This window comes from Pontiella sp. (assembly GCF_041622395.1).
Taxonomy (GTDB): Bacteria; Verrucomicrobiota; Kiritimatiellia; order Kiritimatiellales; family Pontiellaceae; genus Pontiella.
The window spans coordinates 1-16,977 of sequence record NZ_JBFJYW010000046.1; the positions used below are offsets into that span (position 1 = coordinate 1).

Annotated in this window: 15 protein-coding genes; 13 read left to right on the forward strand and 2 right to left on the reverse strand. The window is 58.4% G+C overall.

Going from position 1 to position 16,977, the window contains the following annotated elements:
• Positions 1–199: 199 nt before the first annotated feature.
• A complete protein-coding gene (locus ABYO54_RS04300) occupies positions 200–1,975 on the reverse strand; it encodes an ABC transporter ATP-binding protein (RefSeq protein WP_372807011.1) in 1,776 nt (591 codons plus the stop codon).
• Complete coding sequence (locus tag ABYO54_RS04305; protein ID WP_372807012.1) at positions 1,972–3,651, reverse strand: ABC transporter ATP-binding protein; 1,680 nt, start codon at positions 3,649–3,651, stop codon at positions 1,972–1,974. Before ABYO54_RS04305 ends, ABYO54_RS04300 begins: the two co-directional genes overlap by 4 nt.
• A gap of 229 nt (positions 3,652–3,880) precedes the next feature.
• Here ABYO54_RS04305 and ABYO54_RS04310 point away from each other — a divergent pair, with 229 nt between their 5' ends.
• The 13 genes from ABYO54_RS04310 to rfbC form a co-directional block, all read left to right on the forward strand.
• Positions 3,881–4,378: a GbsR/MarR family transcriptional regulator gene (locus tag ABYO54_RS04310; RefSeq protein ID WP_372807013.1), complete on the forward strand. Its 498-nt coding sequence runs from the start codon at positions 3,881–3,883 to the stop codon at positions 4,376–4,378.
• Between the two features lie 2 nt (positions 4,379–4,380).
• A complete protein-coding gene (locus ABYO54_RS04315; protein WP_372807014.1) occupies positions 4,381–4,935 on the forward strand; it encodes a transcription termination/antitermination NusG family protein in 555 nt (184 codons plus the stop codon).
• Positions 4,936–5,053: 118 nt separating this feature from the next.
• Positions 5,054–6,892 (forward strand): glutamine--fructose-6-phosphate transaminase (isomerizing), encoded by a 1,839-nt coding sequence (gene glmS, locus ABYO54_RS04320; protein WP_372807015.1) that lies wholly within the window; start codon positions 5,054–5,056, stop codon positions 6,890–6,892.
• 4 nt (positions 6,893–6,896) lie between these two features.
• Positions 6,897–7,718, forward strand: coding sequence for a 3'(2'),5'-bisphosphate nucleotidase CysQ (gene cysQ / locus ABYO54_RS04325; RefSeq protein WP_372807016.1), 822 nt, complete (start codon positions 6,897–6,899; stop codon positions 7,716–7,718).
• Positions 7,719–7,735: 17 nt separating this feature from the next.
• Positions 7,736–9,505, forward strand: a complete 1,770-nt coding sequence (locus tag ABYO54_RS04330; RefSeq protein ID WP_372807017.1) for an SLC13 family permease — start codon at positions 7,736–7,738, stop codon at positions 9,503–9,505.
• A gap of 126 nt (positions 9,506–9,631) precedes the next feature.
• Positions 9,632–10,534, forward strand: coding sequence for a sulfate adenylyltransferase subunit CysD (gene cysD / locus ABYO54_RS04335; protein WP_372807018.1), 903 nt, complete (start codon positions 9,632–9,634; stop codon positions 10,532–10,534).
• The gene (cysN, locus tag ABYO54_RS04340; protein WP_372807019.1) at positions 10,534–12,504 is read left to right on the forward strand and encodes a sulfate adenylyltransferase subunit CysN; all 1,971 of its coding nucleotides are present in this window, start codon (positions 10,534–10,536) and stop codon (positions 12,502–12,504) included. The genes cysD and cysN overlap by 1 nt, the downstream gene beginning before the upstream one ends.
• Before the next feature lie 46 nt (positions 12,505–12,550).
• On the forward strand, positions 12,551–13,426 hold the full coding sequence (rfbD, locus tag ABYO54_RS04345; RefSeq protein ID WP_372807020.1) for a dTDP-4-dehydrorhamnose reductase: 876 nt from the start codon (positions 12,551–12,553) through the stop codon (positions 13,424–13,426).
• 49 nt (positions 13,427–13,475) lie between these two features.
• On the forward strand, positions 13,476–13,844 hold the full coding sequence (locus tag ABYO54_RS04350; RefSeq protein ID WP_372807021.1) for a four helix bundle protein: 369 nt from the start codon (positions 13,476–13,478) through the stop codon (positions 13,842–13,844).
• A 73-nt stretch (positions 13,845–13,917) separates the two neighbouring features.
• The gene (gene rfbB / locus ABYO54_RS04355) at positions 13,918–14,970 is read left to right on the forward strand and encodes a dTDP-glucose 4,6-dehydratase (RefSeq protein ID WP_372807022.1); all 1,053 of its coding nucleotides are present in this window, start codon (positions 13,918–13,920) and stop codon (positions 14,968–14,970) included.
• A 185-nt stretch (positions 14,971–15,155) separates the two neighbouring features.
• Positions 15,156–15,560: a four helix bundle protein gene (locus ABYO54_RS04360; RefSeq protein ID WP_372807023.1), complete on the forward strand. Its 405-nt coding sequence runs from the start codon at positions 15,156–15,158 to the stop codon at positions 15,558–15,560.
• 30 nt (positions 15,561–15,590) lie between these two features.
• The gene (rfbA, locus tag ABYO54_RS04365) at positions 15,591–16,463 is read left to right on the forward strand and encodes a glucose-1-phosphate thymidylyltransferase RfbA (protein WP_372807024.1); all 873 of its coding nucleotides are present in this window, start codon (positions 15,591–15,593) and stop codon (positions 16,461–16,463) included.
• 124 nt (positions 16,464–16,587) lie between these two features.
• The coding region (gene rfbC / locus ABYO54_RS04370; protein WP_372807025.1) for a dTDP-4-dehydrorhamnose 3,5-epimerase at positions 16,588–16,977 on the forward strand (390 nt) is incomplete at its 3' end.

Genomic DNA, 16,977 nt, shown 5'->3' on the forward strand with positions numbered 1-16,977 from the left:
AGTAAAGTGAAGCAACTGCTTCGCGGTGCAAAAGCGCGTTCCCAGGAATCGTTGCTTGATGCGATCGGCGTTGCCTTGGGTTGTGTTAGCAAAGCGGATGCCCTTGGTTGGTTTACCTCTTGCGGCTATAGTTTAAATTAATACGCTCTAGCGAAGCGGGGGGTTGAAACTCATCCGAATGATTAAGGTTTTCAGCGGGCTAGATGGGGTAGTTGGCGGGGCGCTCGGGGGAATGGAGCAGCAGTTCGTAAAGCTGGCGGTAGTAGCCGTCGTTCGCCATCAATTCGTCGTGGCTTCCCTGGTCGACCAGTTCGCCGTGGCGCATCACGAGGATGCGGTCGGCGGTGCGGATGGTGGAAAGGCGGTGGGCGATCACGATCGAGGTGCGGTTGGCCATCAGTTTGGAGAGCGCATCCTGGATGAGCATTTCGGTGGCGGTGTCGACGCTGGCGGTGGCTTCGTCCAGAACGAACAGCAGTTCCGGATCCTGTGCGAGCGCGCGCGCCATGACGAGCAATTGTTTTTGGCCGAGCGACAATCCGGCGCCGCGCTCGTTCAGTTCGGTGTCGTAGCCGTTCGGCATGGCTTCGATGAAACCGTGGGCGTTGACGGTCTTGGCCGCCAGCCGGATTTCGTCGGGGCCGATGCCGGGGGTACCGAGGGCAATGTTGTCGGCCACGGTTCCGGCGAAAATGAACGGATCCTGGAAGACGTAGCCCAGTCGGGAGCGGAGGTCGTGCTTGCTGAAACGGCGGACGTCGACGCCGTCGATCGAGACCGAGCCCTGCTGCACGTCGTAGAAGCGGCCGATCAGGTTGATGATGGTGCTCTTGCCGGCGCCCGTCGCGCCGACGACCGCAAGCACTTGGCCGGGTTCGACGGTGAACGAGAGATCCTTGATGACCCAGTTGCCGTCGTCGTAGGCGAACCATACGTTGTTGAACGCAATGGTTCCGGCAATCCGCTCCGCGGCTTCGGGTACGGCGGGATCGTTGATTTTTTCCTCTTCGTCGAGCAGGCCGAAGACGCGCTCAATCGAGGCCATGGCAATCTGGAACGAGCCGGCCTTGTCGGACAGCGAGCCGAGCGGATGGAAAAAATTGCGGACATAGGCGAGGAAGGCAATCAGTTTGCCGACCGTGATGACGTCCGAACCCTGCATGACCGCCATTCCGCCGATCGCCAGCGTGATCAGGATGGCCAGGATTTGCCCGCACTCGATGGTTGGGAAATAGAGGCTGAACCAGCGGACTTCGTCGAAATAGGCCGAGCGCAGCTTCGCATTGCGGTCGTCGAAATCCTGCTGCGCCGAGGCTTCGCGATTGAACAGCTGGATGGTGGTCATCCCGGTCAGGTCTTCCTGGATCAGGGCGTTGAGTTTCGACTGGCGGTCGCGGATGTCGCGGTTGGCGTTGCGCAGGCGGGTGTTGATGAAATACATCAGCGCGAACAGGAACGGCATGGTTGCGAAGACCGCCAGCGACAGCACGGGGCTGAACCAGATCATGTAGCCCATGATGCCGAAAAGCATGAACAGGTCGGCAATCGAGCCGACCACGCCTTCCGTAACGAAGTGCTGCAACCGTTCGATGTCGGAGGTCACCCGCGTCATCAACGTGCCGACGGCGGTTTTGTCGAAATAGGCCTGGTGCATGCGCAGCACCTTGCGAAAGACCGATAGACGAAGGTCGTAGATGATTTTTTGGCCGATCCACGCCGTTAGCATGGCCTGCACATAGCGCACCGCATGGCCGACGGCCGCGATGGAGATGTAGAGGATGCCGAGGTGGAGCAACAGATCCATCCGCTCGTCGGTCGGGGTTGCGGTGTCGAGCAGGCAGTGGTCGGTAATCCGCTGGAGCAGCACCGGCAGGAAGTTGATCGCCAGCGAGGTGAACATGATCAACCCGAAGGCGAGCACCAGCCAGCGCCAGTAGGGGGCCGAATAGGAAAGGAGGCGCCGGGCCATTTTCATGAGTCCGCCTCCAGTTGTTCTTCGAGCTGCTGCATCGTGTTGAGCTCGGCGTAGTAGCCCGCCTTCGCAATCAGCTCCTCGTGCGTGCCGCGCTGGGTGATGCGGCCGTCCTCGATCACGAGGATTTCGTCGGCATAGCGCAGGGTGGAGACGCGGTGGCTCACGAACAGCGTCGTCCGCTCCGCCATTACGGGCTGGAGTTTTTCCATGATCGCGGCTTCGGTCTGGGTATCGACCGCCGAGAGGACGTCGTCGAGGATCAGGATGTCGGGGCGGCGCGCGATGGCGCGGCTGATCGACGTGCGTTGGCGCTGTCCGCCGGAGAGGGTGACGCCGCGTTCGCCCAGCATGGTTTTGTACTGCTCCGGGAATCCCTCCACATCGTGGTGCAGATGGGCGATGTCCGCCGCCCATCCAATGGTATCCATGTCGGCGTTTTCCACGCCGAAGCCGATGTTGTGTTCCAGCGTGCGCGAAAACAAAACGGGTTCTTGCGCGGCAAATCCGATCATGCGCCGTAGCTGGGCCAGCGGGATGTCGCGAAGGTCCGTTCCACCGATGAAAACCGCGCCGGTGGTCGGGTCCATCAACCGCGCCACCAACGAAACCATCAGCGTCTTGCCGCCGCCCGTCGGGCCCGTGATGCCCAGCGTCGTGCCTTCCTGGATGTCGAGGTCGATGCCATGCAGGAAGGTTCGGCCATTGATCGTCAAGTCGACGTTCTTGAAGCCAATGGCCGAGGAGCGGAGCTGAAGTTCCGTGTTGGAGGCGTGATGTTGAATGGTCGGTTCGCGCTCGAGGATTTCCAGCACCCGGTTCCAGCTGACTTTGCCGCGCTGCAGCATGCTCAGCACCCAGCTCAGCGCCAGCAACGGCCACTGCATGTAGAGCAGGTATTGGATGAACTGCGTCAGGGTGCCGACCGTCAGTTCGCCGCGCATGATTTTGCCGCCGCCGACGACGAAGATCAGGATCGTGCCGAGGCTGAACCAGAACGCCATGAACGGGAAGAGGCTCTGCCGCGTGCCCTGCATCCGCATGGTTTTGCGGATCAGGCCGGAGTTGAGCGCCTCAAAGGCCTGGTTCCGGCGTTTTTCCAGGGCAAAACCCTTGATGCAGCGGATGCCCGAAAAGCTTTCCTGGGAATAGTTCGAGACCTCCGAGACATGCTCCTGGAGCGCCTGCTGGTGCTTGCGCATCACGCGCAGGATCAAAAAGAAGATGAAGACCATCGGGGTGAAGAGCGCAATCACCATTCCCGCCAGCTGCGGGTCGGCGAACGCCATCACGATCGATGCGAAAACGATCACCACCAGCGTGCGGGTGCCTTGGAGGAAGCCTTGCCCGATGGAATCGCGGATAATGTTGATGTCCGAAGACATCCGCGTCATCAGGTCGCCCGTGCGCTCGGAGCGGTAATACTCCTGGTCCAGATGGGTCAGGTGCTCGAACACATCGTGTCGCAGCGTGTATTCGATCTGGTGCGACATCTTTTGGGGCAATTGCCGCAACCCGCGCGAAAACGCCAGGGAAACCGCCCCGATCGTGAAGAAGGAGATCAGGTGGCGCACCAACAGGGCCTTCGTCAAGGTGCCCTCGATCAATCCATCGATCACCCAGCGGATCACCACGGGCATCGCCAGGTTCGCGCCCACCGTCACCAGGGCGCAAACCAATGTCCCCGCGATCGCCAGGCGATGGGGATGGAGGTATTGGATGAATCTGGAAGACGGTTTGCCGATCGTACTGCTCCGGTAAAGCCCATCAAGGTATCGATTGCCTCGGGCATTGCAAGCCGGAACCAACGATCCGCCGTCTCGCGACCCGGATGAAGGGGCCTCGGCTTGAAATAAGGCCGACTTCCGGGTTGCGGCGGCCCATGCTGTTCAGTATATTTTGAACATTATGAATGGCGGGATCGGAACGATTCGTGAATTGAGCGAGCTGGAGGGCGAAGTGATCGCGCTTTTCGTTCGTATGGCCGATGTGTTGAACCTGCCGCGTTCGGTGGGGGAAATCTATGGGATTCTCTTCGTTTCGACCGATCCGCTGTGTCTGGACGACTGCCGGATCCGCCTGAACATCAGCAAGGGTTCGACCAGCCAGGGGCTCAAGATCCTGCGATCGTTCGGGGCCATCCGCACCGTCTACATCCCCGGGGACCGCAAAGACTATTATGTGGCGGAAACGTCGTTGCGCAAGATTGCCTCCGGTTTCGCCAGTGAACAAATCCAGCCGCATGTGGCCAGTGGCGCGGAGCGGATCGACCGCATTCGCGAATTGCTCGGGCAGCAGGACGGCGAGGTTTGCGAAGAGCTGCTCGAAAAGGTGGATCTGCTGGAAAACTGGCAGCGCCGCGCCGGGAAAGCGCTTCCGCTCATTTTGAAACTGATTGGTGGCTGAGCGTGGCGGACGATGGCGTACATTTTGAAGCCGGCGAGTATTGGTATGCCGTGCGCAGCAAGCCCAAGAAAGAGCGGATGGCCGCCGCCAGCCTCGCGTCGATGCACGGGTTGGATGTCTTTTGTCCGCAGATCCGCTTCCGCCGCAAGACCCGGCGGGGCCCGGTCTGGTTCCAGGAGGCCATGTTCCCCGGCTATTTTTTTGCACGCTTCGACATGGCGGAGATGAAGCGCGCGGTCGCCTACGGCGTCGGCGTGATGACCATCCCGCTGTTCAACAACCGCTATGTTCCCATCCCGGACGCCGTGATCGAGTCCATTAAGCAGGAACTCGACGAGGGCGACGTGGTGGATGGCGGCATCCCGCTGGAAGTGGGCGACGAAACCACCATTTTGGAAGGGTCGATGCGCGGCCTCAAGGTGAAGGTCATCAAGGTGATGGATGCCGAGGACCGCGTTGCGGTGCTGCTCGAAATGCTCGGGACCTTGGTGGAAGCCGAGTTCCCGACGGACGCGCTGGAACACAAACCCAAGCACCGGGTTGCGAAAGAAGAATAACCCGTTGCAACCGGATATCCATGAAGGGGTATTCAGTACAGTTCAAGGAAGCATGGGCGGTTTTGGCCATCGGGGCCAAGCGACCGAGGGCGGAAGCCCGTAAAAAAGGAGCGGGATCATGTGCGGAATCGTAGGATATTTTGGAAAACGCAACGCGGCGGAAATACTGGTCGACGGTTTGCGGCGAATGGAATACCGGGGGTACGACTCGGCCGGGATTGCCTGCCTGCACAACCGGCAAATCGGCGTGGTCAAGAGTCCGGGCAAAATCAAGGGCTTGCGCGAAAAGGTGGATGCGTCGAACCTGGTCGCCCTGCACGAATCGACCCTGGGCATTGGCCACACCCGCTGGGCGACGCATGGCCCGCCGAACGAAGTGAACGCCCATCCGCATCTCGACGCATCCGGCCATTTTGCCATGGTCCACAACGGCATCATCGAGAACTACAAGGAGATCAAGGCCGGGCTGGCAAACCAGGGCATCGAATGTGTTTCGGACACCGATTCCGAAGTGCTCGTCCAGTTGATTGCCTATTGCTACCGGGATAATCTCGAGAAAGCGGTCAGCCAGGCCCTTAAAAAGGTGAAGGGCACCTATGGCATCGTGGTCATGACCGACAAGGAGCCGGGCAAGCTCGTCACCGCCCGCTGCGGCAGCCCGATCGTGATCGGGCTGGGCAAGGAGGAAACCATTGTTGCTTCCGATGCTTCCGCCATTTTGCCGCACACGCGCGACGCGATCTATCTGGAAGATTTCGACATGGCCGTCATCACGGCGGACGGCATGGAGATGTTCGACCTCCAGCATGCGCCGATCAACCGCGAAACGACCACCATGGATTGGGACGAAGGGGCCGCCGAGAAGGGCGACTACGCGCACTTCATGCTCAAGGAAATGTTCGAGCAACCCGATGCCATCCGCAACGCCATCCGCGGGCGCCTCGATTTCGAGATGGGGACGGCCATTCTTTCCGGTCTCGACTTTTCGCCGCGCGACGCCGCGCAAATCGGGCGCGTGCTCGTGGTGGGGTGCGGAACCTCGATGCATGCGGGCATGGTCGGGGAATATGCCTTCGAAGAAATGGCGGGAATTCCCGCCGAAGTGGAGCAGGCCGCCGAGTTCCGCTACCGCAATCCGATCGTCACCCCGAACGATCTCGTGGTGGCCATCAGCCAATCCGGCGAAACCGCCGACACCCTGGCCGCCGTCCGCGAGGCCAAGCATAAAGGCGCCGTTGTGGCCGGTATTTGCAACGTGGTCGGCTCGACCATCGCGCGCGAAACCGGCCGCGGCGTCTATCTGCATGCCGGCCCGGAGATCGGCGTGGCATCGACCAAGGCGTTCACCTGCCAGGTCTCGGTGATGCTGATGATGGCGCTCAAGGTGGCGCGCACCCGACGCCTGCCGCGGCACGAAGGCGAGTTGCTGTCGCGCTGGATTCAGCGCATTCCCGAGCTGGTGGAAAACGTGCTGGCGCAGAACGAGTCGATCAAGGCCGTGGCGCAGAAATATGCCCGGGCCGAACATGCGTTTTTCATTGGCCGCGGCTATCTCTACCCGGTGGCGCTCGAAGGCGCATTGAAGCTGAAGGAAATCAGCTATATCCACGCCGAGGGCTACCATGCCGCCGAATTGAAGCATGGCCCGATCGCCCTGCTGGAGGAAACGACGCCCGTCGTGGCGCTGCTGAACAATATTCCGGGCAAGGACAAGACGCTGGGCAACGCCGAGGAGTGCAAGGCCCGCAAGGCCCCGGTCATCGCCGTCGTCAGCGAAGGCGACGAGGGCGTGGCCGAAGGGTTCGACGACAAGATCGTGGTTCCGGATTGTCCGCCGTGCATTGCACCGATCCCGACGGTGGTGGCGCTTCAGCTGCTCGCCTACCACATTGCCGCCGCGCGCGGCTGCGAGATCGACCAGCCGCGCAACCTCGCCAAATCCGTGACCGTGGAATAAGCGAATGATTGAAACCGCCATCCAGGCCGCCCTTAAGGCGGGACAGGCCATTCTTGAAATCTATGCCAAGGATTTCGAGGTGGAATTCAAGGCCGACGAATCGCCGCTGACCTCGGCCGACAAGGCGGCGCACCACATCATCGTCGAGGCCTTGGCGTCCACGCCCTATCCGGTGCTTTCCGAGGAGAGCGCGGAGGTTGGATTCGAGGAACGGTGCGGCTGGACAAAATATTGGTTGGTCGACCCGCTGGACGGCACCAAGGAATTCATTAAGAAAAACGGCGAATTCACGGTCAACATCGCCTTGATCGAAGACGGGGTTCCCGTTGCGGGGGTCGTCTATGTTCCGGTAAAGGATACGCTGTACGTCGGTTCCGGGAAGGGTGCGCAGAAGGCCACGGAGTGCGCCGGGAAATCCGTCGAAGAAATCCTGGCGACGGCCGCGGTTTGCTCGGTTTCCGGGCAGGCGCAAACGCCGTTGCGGGTGGTGGCATCGAAGTCGCACTGCAACGATGAGACCCGCCGGTTTATCGCGGAGCTGGAAGCGGAGTTCGGCGCGGTGGATCTGGTGTCGAGCGGCAGCTCGCTGAAGCTTTGCATGGTGGCCGAAGGGAGCGCGGACCTCTATCCGCGCATCGCGCCGACGATGGAGTGGGATACGGCCGCCGCGCATGCGGTGGTCGCCGCCGCCGGGGGGCGCGTGTTACAATACGACGAAACCGTGGCCGCCGTGGGGTATCGAACCGGAACCGACGCCGTGGCCGACGTGGCGTACAATAAGGAAAACCTGCTCAATCCCTATTTCGTGGTGACCGGTCTTAGGTAAACATGGAACTTTTCTCATTGTCTTGGGAGGCTTGGTTCACGCTCGGAACCATTCTGCTGATGCTCGTTGGCCTCGGGGCCACGCGCATTCCTCCGGATTTTGTTTTTCTCGGCGCATTGGGGGCGTTGCTGGTCGGCGGCGTGCTCGATGCCGGCCAGGCGCTGGCGGGCTTTAGTTCGAGCGGGATGGTCACGGTGGGCGTTTTATATGTCGTCGTGGCGGGGCTGAAGGAAACCGGTGGACTGAACTGGATCGGCAACGGCTTGCTGGGCCGGCCGAAATCGCAAGCCCGCGGTTTGCTGCGGTTGATGCTGCCGGTGACGGCGCTGAGCGCCTTCTTGAACAATACGCCGGTCGTGGCCATGTTTATTCCCGTCGTGGGCAGCTGGTGCCGGAAAATGAAGTTCAGCCCGTCGCATTTTCTGATTCCTTTGAGTTTTGCATCGATATTCGGCGGCCTGTGCACGCTGATCGGCACCAGCACGAACCTGGTGCTGAACGGACTTTATCAAACCCGCTTTCAAAACGAGGGGCTGGGGTTTTTCGAAGTCTCGAAGATCGGCATTCCCTGTGCGGTCGCCGGTTTTGTTTTTGTTTTCCTCCTGTCCCGCAAGCTGATTCCCGAGCGCAAGCCCGCGTCGGCCGTGTTCGAGAATCCGCGCGAGTATACCCTGGAGCTTTCGGTGAAGCCGGGCGGGGCGTTCGATGGCAAGACGATCGAAGGAGCCGGATTGCGCAATCTCTCCGACTGCTTCCTGGCCGAAATCGTCCGCGATGGGGAGGTGAAGGGCGCCGTTGCGCCCGACGAGGTGCTCCGGGGCGGGGACCATTTGATTTTTGTGGGCATGATCGATTCCGTGAAGGAACTGCGCGATCTGAACGGATTGGAGCCTGCGACCGAGCTGTTGTTCGAGCTCGGCGGAACCCGCCACGAACGCTGCCTGGTGGAGGTGGTGGTTTCGAACACCTGCCCGTTGCTGGGCAAAAGCATCAAGAAGGGCAACTTCCGCAAGCAATACAACGCCGTGGTGATCGCCGTGGCCCGCAACGGCGAGCGCGTCCGGGGGAAGATCGGCGATATCGTTTTGCGCGCGGGGGACACGCTGTTGGTTGAATCGCATGCCGGATTCATTCCCCGCCAACGCGATTCCCACGATTTTTTCCTGGTGGGGGAGGTGGAGGATTCCCGGCCGATCCGGCACGCGAAAGCGCCGCTGGCTATCGGCATCCTGCTGTTGATGGTCGCGCTGGCGGGCACGTCGGTCCTGAGCATGCTGAAGGCATCCGTGCTGGCGGCGTTGCTGATGATTGCGCTGGGGTGTTGTTCGGCCGGCGCCGCGCGCAAAAGCGTGGAGTGGCAGGTGCTACTGGTGATCGGCTCGGCGCTGGGGATTGCGGCGGCCATGACGGAAACGGGCTTGGCCGAGGGGTTGGCGAGAGGACTTATTTCGCTGGCTCCGGGCAATCCGTGGGCGTCGTTGGGGTTGGTCTATGCCGGAACCGTCGTTTTCACGCTGCTGATCACAAACAACGCCGCCGCCGCGCTTATTTTTCCGGTGGCCATGGAGACGGCATCTTCGCTGGGGGTGAGCCACATGCCGTTCCTGATGTGCGTGATGATGGCCGCTTCGGCCAGTTTTATTACGCCGATGGGGTACCAAACCAACCTGATGGTCTATGGGCCTGGCGGATACCACTTTTCCGATTATGGGCGCATCGGCATCCCGCTCACGGCGCTTTTAGGGGCCATTACCATTGCTCTCGTCCCCTTGATCTGGCCCTTTTGACTTCAAAATGCGTAGTAGTGCGCAAGGGTATTGGGTGAATTAGTAGGCGTTTGCCGTAGACAATATGCGCGATATGTTATAAGCAAGCTCATGTATTGAATGTCCAGAAAGCACATCGAGGCGAAAATGAACGGTTACAATTTATCACATCTGAAGCAACTGGAGGCCGAGAGCATCCACATTATCCGCGAAGTGGCGGCGGAGTTCGACAATCCGGTGATGCTCTATTCGATCGGCAAGGATTCTTCGGTCATGCTGCATTTGGCGCACAAGGCGTTTGCGCCGGGCAAGATCCCGTTTCCGCTGTTGCATGTCGATACCCAGTGGAAGTTTAAGGAGATGTACAAGTTCCGCACGTTGATGGCGGAAAAGTACGGCGTGGATATCAAGGTCTGGATCAATCCCGATGGGAAAGACCAAGTGAGTCCGTTCTCGCATGGTTCCGAAAAGCACACGCAGATCATGAAAACCGACGGACTCAAGCAGGCGCTGAATCATTATAAATTCGATGCCGCGTTTGGCGGTGCCCGCCGCGACGAGGAAAAGAGCCGTGCCAAAGAGCGCGTCTATAGTTTCCGAAACGAGTTTCATCAGTGGGATCCGAAGAACCAGCGCCCCGAGCTGTGGAATCTCTACAACGCGAAGATCAACAAGGGGGAGTCCATCCGCGTATTCCCGCTGTCGAACTGGACCGAACTGGATATCTGGCTCTATCTGCTGCGCGAGGATATTCCAATTGTGCCGCTCTATTATGCGGCGGTGCGGCCCGTCATCGAGCGCGACGGGGTATTGATCATGGTCGACGACGACCGGATGCCGCTCAAGGCGGGCGAGACGCCCATGATGAAAAAGGTGCGCTTCCGCACGCTGGGTTGCTATCCGCTCACGGGGGCGGTCGAATCGGAAGCCGAGACCGTGGAGGAGATCGTGCAGGAAATGCTGCTCACCACCACCTCCGAGCGCCAAGGCCGCGTCATAGACGGCGACAATTCCTCGATGGAAGATAAAAAGAAGGACGGGTATTTCTAATGGCCGACGCGAAATATAAAATTCAGGAAGAAGAGTTGATCCGGGGAGATATCTCCGGGTATCTGAACCGGCACGAGACGAAGGACCTGTTGAGAATTCTGACCTGCGGGTCGGTCGACGACGGCAAATCCACCTTGATCGGCCGCCTGCTCTACGACAGCCACATGATCTATGAGGACCAGCTCGAAAAGATTACCAAGGATTCGAAGGTCTATGGTACCACCACCGAGGATTTCGATCCGGCGCTGCTGACCGATGGCCTGAAGGCCGAGCGCGAGCAGGGGATTACGATCGATGTCGCCTATCGCTATTTTTCGACCGACAAGCGCAAGTTCATCATTGCCGACTGCCCCGGCCATGAGCAGTACACCCGCAACATGGCAACCGGTGCATCGACCTGCAACCTCGCCACGATCCTGATCGACGCCCGTTATGGCGTGATCACGCAGACCAAGCGCCACTGCTTCATTTGCTCCCTGCTCGGAATCAAGCATGTGGTCGTGGCAGTCAACAAGATGGATCTGGTGGAGTGGTCCGAAGAAATCTACGACAAGATCGTGAAGGACTACAACGCGTTCGTGGCGCGGTTGGGATTCTCGGATATCCATTTCATCCCCATGTCCGCGCTCAAGGGCGACAACGTGGTTGAGCACAGCGAAAACCTTGCGTGGTACGATGGCCCCACCTTTCTGCACCATTTGGAAAACGTGAATATTTCCAGCGACCGCAACCTGATCGACATGCGGTTGCCCGTGCAGTACGTGTTGCGCCCCAACCTCAACTTCCGCGGATTCTGCGGAACGATGGCGTCCGGCGTCATTCGCGTCGGCGACACGGTCGCCAGCCTGCCCTCGCGGCGGCAATCGAAGATCAAGGCGATCTACGGTCCCGACGGCGAGCTCGATCAGGCGTTTGCGCCCCAGGCCATCACCGTGACCCTGGAAGATGAAATCGATGTGTCGCGCGGCAACATGCTCGTCCCGGTCAACAATCTCCCGCATATCGGCAACGAGTTCGAGGCGATGGTGGTCTGGATGCACGAAGGCGCCGCACGGGCCGGCAAGAGCTACCTCATCAAGCATACCTCCAGCATGGTGCCGGGCGTTCTGTCGAGCATCCGCTACAAGGTCGATGTCAACTCGATGAAACGCGACAAGAATGCGGAGGACGCCGCCGAATCCATCCGCTCGCTCGAGTTGAATGAAATTGGGCGTTGCCACATCACGTTGCACCGCCCGATCGCTTTCGATGCCTACGAAAAAAACCGCACCACCGGCGCGTTCATTATCGTGGACCGCTTGACCAATGTAACGGTCGGAGCAGGCATGATTGTCGACCGCGTGGTCTCGAGGCCGGGGCATGCGAAGTCTCCGGTCAGCCAAAACATCGTCAAGAGCGATAGCTTGGTGAGCGCCGAGGATCGGAAAAAGTTGCTGGGCCAGAGCGGTGCGACCGTTTGGTTGACCGGGTTGAGCGGTTCCGGCAAATCGACTATTGCGCAGCAGCTTGAAAAAGAACTCATCGCCCAGGGACACCTTTGCTATGTCCTCGATGGAGACAACGTGCGGCACGGCCTCAACCGGGACCTCGGTTTCTCGATGGTGGATCGCAAGGAAAACATCCGCCGTATCGCCGAGGTGGCGGCGCTGATGAATGATGCGGGGGTGATTGTGATTACGGCGTTCATCTCGCCCTATCTTTCCGACCGCGCCGAGGCCCGGGAAGTCATCGGCGACGAATCGTTCGTTGAGGTCTTCGTGGATACGCCCATCGAAGTGTGCGAGCAGCGCGACCCGAAAGGGCTCTATAAAAAGGCCCGCGCCGGGGAAATCCAGCAGTTTACCGGCATCAGCGATCCGTACGAAGCCCCGCAGGACGCGGAGCTTACGTTGCAGACCGAAAACCTGGCGCCGGAAGCGGCGGCGGAAAGCATCGTCGCCGATCTTCGAAGCCGCGGAATCATTGGGTGATTAATTTAAAGCTTTTCTGAACTTGGGCAATCTGTAGCATCGCCGGATGCAAAAAATTCTAATAACCGGCTCGAAGGGGCAGCTCGGAACCGACTGCCTCGAGGTTTTCAAAGACGTTGCCGAAGTGGTCGGCGTTGATTTGCCGGAGGTGGATCTTTCCGACCGCGGGTCGTGTTTCGCGGCGCTGGAGCGCATTCAGCCGGATGTCATCGTCAACTGCGCGGCCTACACGGCGGTCGATGCCTGCGAAACGGATCCGTCCTGCTGGAAGGCCAATCGCGATCTGCCGGCGCATTTGGCGGAGTGGACGGAAGCAAACAACGCGTTCTTGGTGCACGTTTCAACCGACTATGTCTTTTCCGGCGACAAGCCGCTCTACGAAGCGGTGGTCGAGAGCGACGAGCCGAGCCCGGTTTCGGAATATGGCCGCTCCAAGTTGGCCGGAGAGCGGGCCATTGCCGAGCGGACCGAACGGTTTGCCATTCTGCGCACGGCCTGGCTCTATGGGGCGCATGGCAACAATTTCCTGAAGACGATGCTGCGCCTGACGCTCCGGAATCCGGGCAAAGAATTCAAGGTGGTGAACGACCAATGGGGATCGCCGACCTTGTCCCGCACCTTGGCGCGCCAAATCCGGGCCGTTGCGGAGCAGCGGGCAACGGGCATCTTCCACGCTTCGTCCGAAGGCTATGCCACGTGGTTCGATCTGGCCTGTGCGTTCCTGGACCAATTGGGAATTGTCCACGGTTTCGTGCCCTGCACCAGCGACGAATTTCCAACGCCGACCAAACGCCCCGCTAACTCCATTACGGAGAATGCCCGAGCCAAAGAGCTTGGCATCAATTGTTTCGACGATTGGCGCGACGAGTTGAAACGGTTTGTCGAACAGAGCGGAGCAGCCGTGATAGAGGAGTGTTCCTAGTGCTTGGTGCTTAGTGCTTGGTGCTTGGTGCTTAGTAGAAAGGCGTAAGGTGAAGATAGAACGATTTGAGGATATTGATGGTTGGAAAAAGGGCCGAGAGTTGGCCCGCTTGGTTTATTCATTTTCACGCCGAGCTGAGTTTTCGAAAGACGATGGATTAAAAGATCAAATCACTCGGGCATCGGTCTCGATCATGAACAACGTTGCGGAAGGATTTGATGGCGGGAGCGATGCCGAGTTTATCCGTTTTCTAATCTGTGCTCAACGATCTATTACCGAGGTCAAAAGCTGTCTTTATGTGGCTCTGGACAATGAGTATATCGGCGAAGATGATTTCAATAAGGCTTATTCCTTGGCTAATGAAGCCAATTATCTGATTGGCGGTTTTATCAAATACTTGAAATCAAAACGTGGCTAGGGGAGACGGTGCGCACCAAGCACGATGCACCAAGCACGATGCACCACGCACAAAGAACAAAGGACTATTGAAAATGAAAAAAGTTGTTGTAACGGGTGGGGCGGGATTTATCGGATCGGCGGTTTGTCGTCATTTGGTCTCGGACAAGGGCTGCGCGGTCCTGAATCTGGACAAGCTGACCTATGCCGGCGTGCCGGAATCGCTGCGGGAAATCGAAGACAGCGGTTTGTATCGATTCGAAAAGGCGGATGTTTGCGACAAGGCGGCGGTATCGGCCATCTTGTCCGATTTCCAGCCCGACGCCGTGATGCATCTGGCGGCGGAATCGCATGTCGACCGTTCGATCGACGGCCCGGCAACCTTCATCGAAACCAACATCGTCGGCACCTACAACATGCTGGAATGCGCACGGGAATATTGGAACACGCTTTCCGAAGAGGGAAAAAAGGCATTCCGATTCCACCATATTTCGACGGACGAGGTTTACGGCTCGCTGGGGGAAGAGGGGTTGTTTGAGGAAACCACGCCCTACGATCCGCGCTCGCCCTATTCGGCCAGCAAGGCTTCCAGCGACCATTTGGTCAAGGCGTGGTTCCACACCTACGGCCTGCCGGTGGTGATTACCAACTGCTCGAACAACTATGGGCCGTACCATTTTCCCGAAAAGCTCATCCCGCTGGTGATCCTCAACGCGTTGGATGAAAAGCAACTGCCCGTCTATGGCAAGGGCGACAATATCCGCGACTGGCTCTATGTCGAAGACCACGCCCGCGCGCTGGTCACCGTGGTGGAAACCGGCCGGCTGGGCGAAACCTATAACGTGGGCGGGCGCAACGAACGCACCAATCTGGAAGTGGTGGAGACGATCTGCGCGATTCTCGACGAACTGAGGCCGCGGACCGAGGGATCCTACCAGGATTTGATCACGTTCGTGACCGACCGCCCCGGGCACGACAGGCGCTATGCAATCGATGCCACCAAGCTCGAAACCGAGCTGGGCTGGAAGGCGCAGGAAAACGTCGATACGGGCATCCGCCGTACGATCCAGTGGTATCTCGACAACGCGTGGTGGTGGCAACCGTTGCGCGCGTCGCGCTACGCGGGGGAACGATTGGGCAAAGCCTAATCGTTCAAACGATGGTTGAAATGTTGTTTGGTTGATAAGGAGCGCGGCGGGGACTGCGATGATAAGGTTTCAGTTCGATGTTGATGAGGATGGCTTGTGCCTGAAATGAGAAGTTACTTGGTGATGCGCTCCTGACAGCTAGCATTAATCAACCGATGGGCCAGGATGAAACCGCAGGTTAAAAAATGAGCGAACTAAAAACGTTCGAGACATTGGAGTGCTATAAGCTGGCAAGGGTGTTGAGGAACGAGATTTCGAAGTTCTGTAAAACCTTGCCGAAGGACGAGACCTATCGTTTGAAGGATCAGATTGTTCGTTCTTCTCGTTCTGTTTCGGCCAATATAGCGGAAGGTTATGGTCGGCATCATCATCAGGAAAACCTGCAGTTTTGTCGAATGGCTAGGGGCTCGTTAAGTGAAACCCTGGATCATTTGATCGTTGCTGTGGACGACGAATACCTAAGCGATAGTGAATACAGAAAGTTGCGCGTAAATTTAGAGGAAACCTGGAAAGTGCTGAATGGGTACATCGCCTATTTGAAGAAGTGTTCGGTTTCCGGGGTTTCCCAACCAACGAACAACGACCATTAATCAACTAATCTGAAACCAGAGGTTTTTTATATGAAGGGCATAATACTGGCAGGCGGTTCCGGCACGCGGCTTTATCCACTGACGCAGGTGGTGAGCAAGCAGATGCTCCCGGTGTACGATAAACCGATGATCTACTACCCGCTTTCGACGCTGATGCTGGCGGGCATTCGCGAGGTGCTGATCATCAGCACACCGCACGATTTGCCCATGTTCAAGGCCCTGCTGGGCGATGGCTCGCGGATCGGGATGAGCTTCAGCTATGCCGAGCAGCCGAGCCCGGATGGGCTGGCGCAAGCGTTCATCATCGGCGAGGAATTCATCGGCGACGACTCGGTGGCGCTGGTGTTGGGCGACAATATTTTCTACGGCCATGGTTTTCAGGCGATGCTCGCGACCGCTTCGACTTGCGAGGCCGGGGCCACGATCTTTGCCTATCAGGTGGTGGATCCGGAGCGCTACGGTATTGTTGAGTTCGATGCCGAGGGGCGGGCGCTCTCGCTGGAGGAAAAACCGAAAAAACCAAAGTCGAACTTTGCGATTCCCGGCCTCTATTTCTACGACAACCGCGTGGTCGAGGTGGCCAAGAACATGCAACCCTCCGCGCGAGGGGAGCTGGAAATCACCGACGTCAACAAGCAATACCTCGCGTGGGGCGAGTTGAAGGTCCAGAATTTGGGGCGCGGCTTTGCCTGGCTCGATACCGGAACGCATGACGCCATGCATGAAGCATCGAACTATGTCGAGACCATCGAAAAGCGGCAGGGCCTGAAGATTTCCTGCATCGAAGAGATCGCCTATCGCCTGGGCTATATTGACAAGCCCCAACTCGTTGCCCTCGGCGAAGAGATGCAGAAAAACAACTATGGGCAATACCTGCTCCGGCTGGCCGAAGGCCAGCTTTGAAGATTTAAGTTTTAGGATTTAGGTTTTATGTGGATTCCTTTGATGCCTGATACCGCTTTAAAATACCTAACCCCTAACACCTAAAACCTAACACCTAACATCTTAAACCCAAAACTTGACTCCCATGAACGTAGAGACGCTATCCATTCCTGATTTGAAACTAATCAAGCCGCGTCGTTTCGACGATGGGCGGGGTTTTTTTCAGCAAACCTATCAGCGTGCGCAATATGCCGAGGCCGGAATCGACGCGGAGTTTGTGCAGGACAACTGGTCGCACTCGACCAAGGGCGTTTTGCGCGGCTTGCATTACCAGTTCGAGCACGCGCAGTCAAAATTGGTTAGCGTGATGCGCGGCGAGGTGTTCGATGTCGTTGTCGACATGCGCAAAGACTCCCCGACTTTCGGGCAATGGGAGGGGGAAATTCTGTCGGCCGAAAACGGGCATCAGCTTTTTGTTCCCAAAGGGTTCGCCCACGGATTTGTCGTATTGAGCGACGAGGTGGATTTCATCTAC

What these genes read in the sequence shown, in the direction of transcription:
- rfbB (WP_372807022.1), top strand. Translation starts at nt 13,918, where the DNA reads ATGAAAAAAGTTGTTGTAACGGGTGGGGCGGGATTTATCGGATCGGCG.
- rfbD (WP_372807020.1), top strand. Translation starts at nt 12,551, where the DNA reads ATGCAAAAAATTCTAATAACCGGCTCGAAGGGGCAGCTCGGAACCGAC.
- ABYO54_RS04300 (WP_372807011.1), bottom strand. Translation starts at nt 1,975, where the DNA reads ATGAAAATGGCCCGGCGCCTCCTTTCCTATTCGGCCCCCTACTGGCGC.
- rfbA (WP_372807024.1), top strand. Translation starts at nt 15,591, where the DNA reads ATGAAGGGCATAATACTGGCAGGCGGTTCCGGCACGCGGCTTTATCCA.
- glmS (WP_372807015.1), top strand. Translation starts at nt 5,054, where the DNA reads ATGTGCGGAATCGTAGGATATTTTGGAAAACGCAACGCGGCGGAAATA.
- ABYO54_RS04310 (WP_372807013.1), top strand. Translation starts at nt 3,881, where the DNA reads ATGAATGGCGGGATCGGAACGATTCGTGAATTGAGCGAGCTGGAGGGC.
- ABYO54_RS04360 (WP_372807023.1), top strand. Translation starts at nt 15,156, where the DNA reads ATGAGCGAACTAAAAACGTTCGAGACATTGGAGTGCTATAAGCTGGCA.
- cysD (WP_372807018.1), top strand. Translation starts at nt 9,632, where the DNA reads ATGAACGGTTACAATTTATCACATCTGAAGCAACTGGAGGCCGAGAGC.
- cysQ (WP_372807016.1), top strand. Translation starts at nt 6,897, where the DNA reads ATGATTGAAACCGCCATCCAGGCCGCCCTTAAGGCGGGACAGGCCATT.
- cysN (WP_372807019.1), top strand. Translation starts at nt 10,534, where the DNA reads ATGGCCGACGCGAAATATAAAATTCAGGAAGAAGAGTTGATCCGGGGA.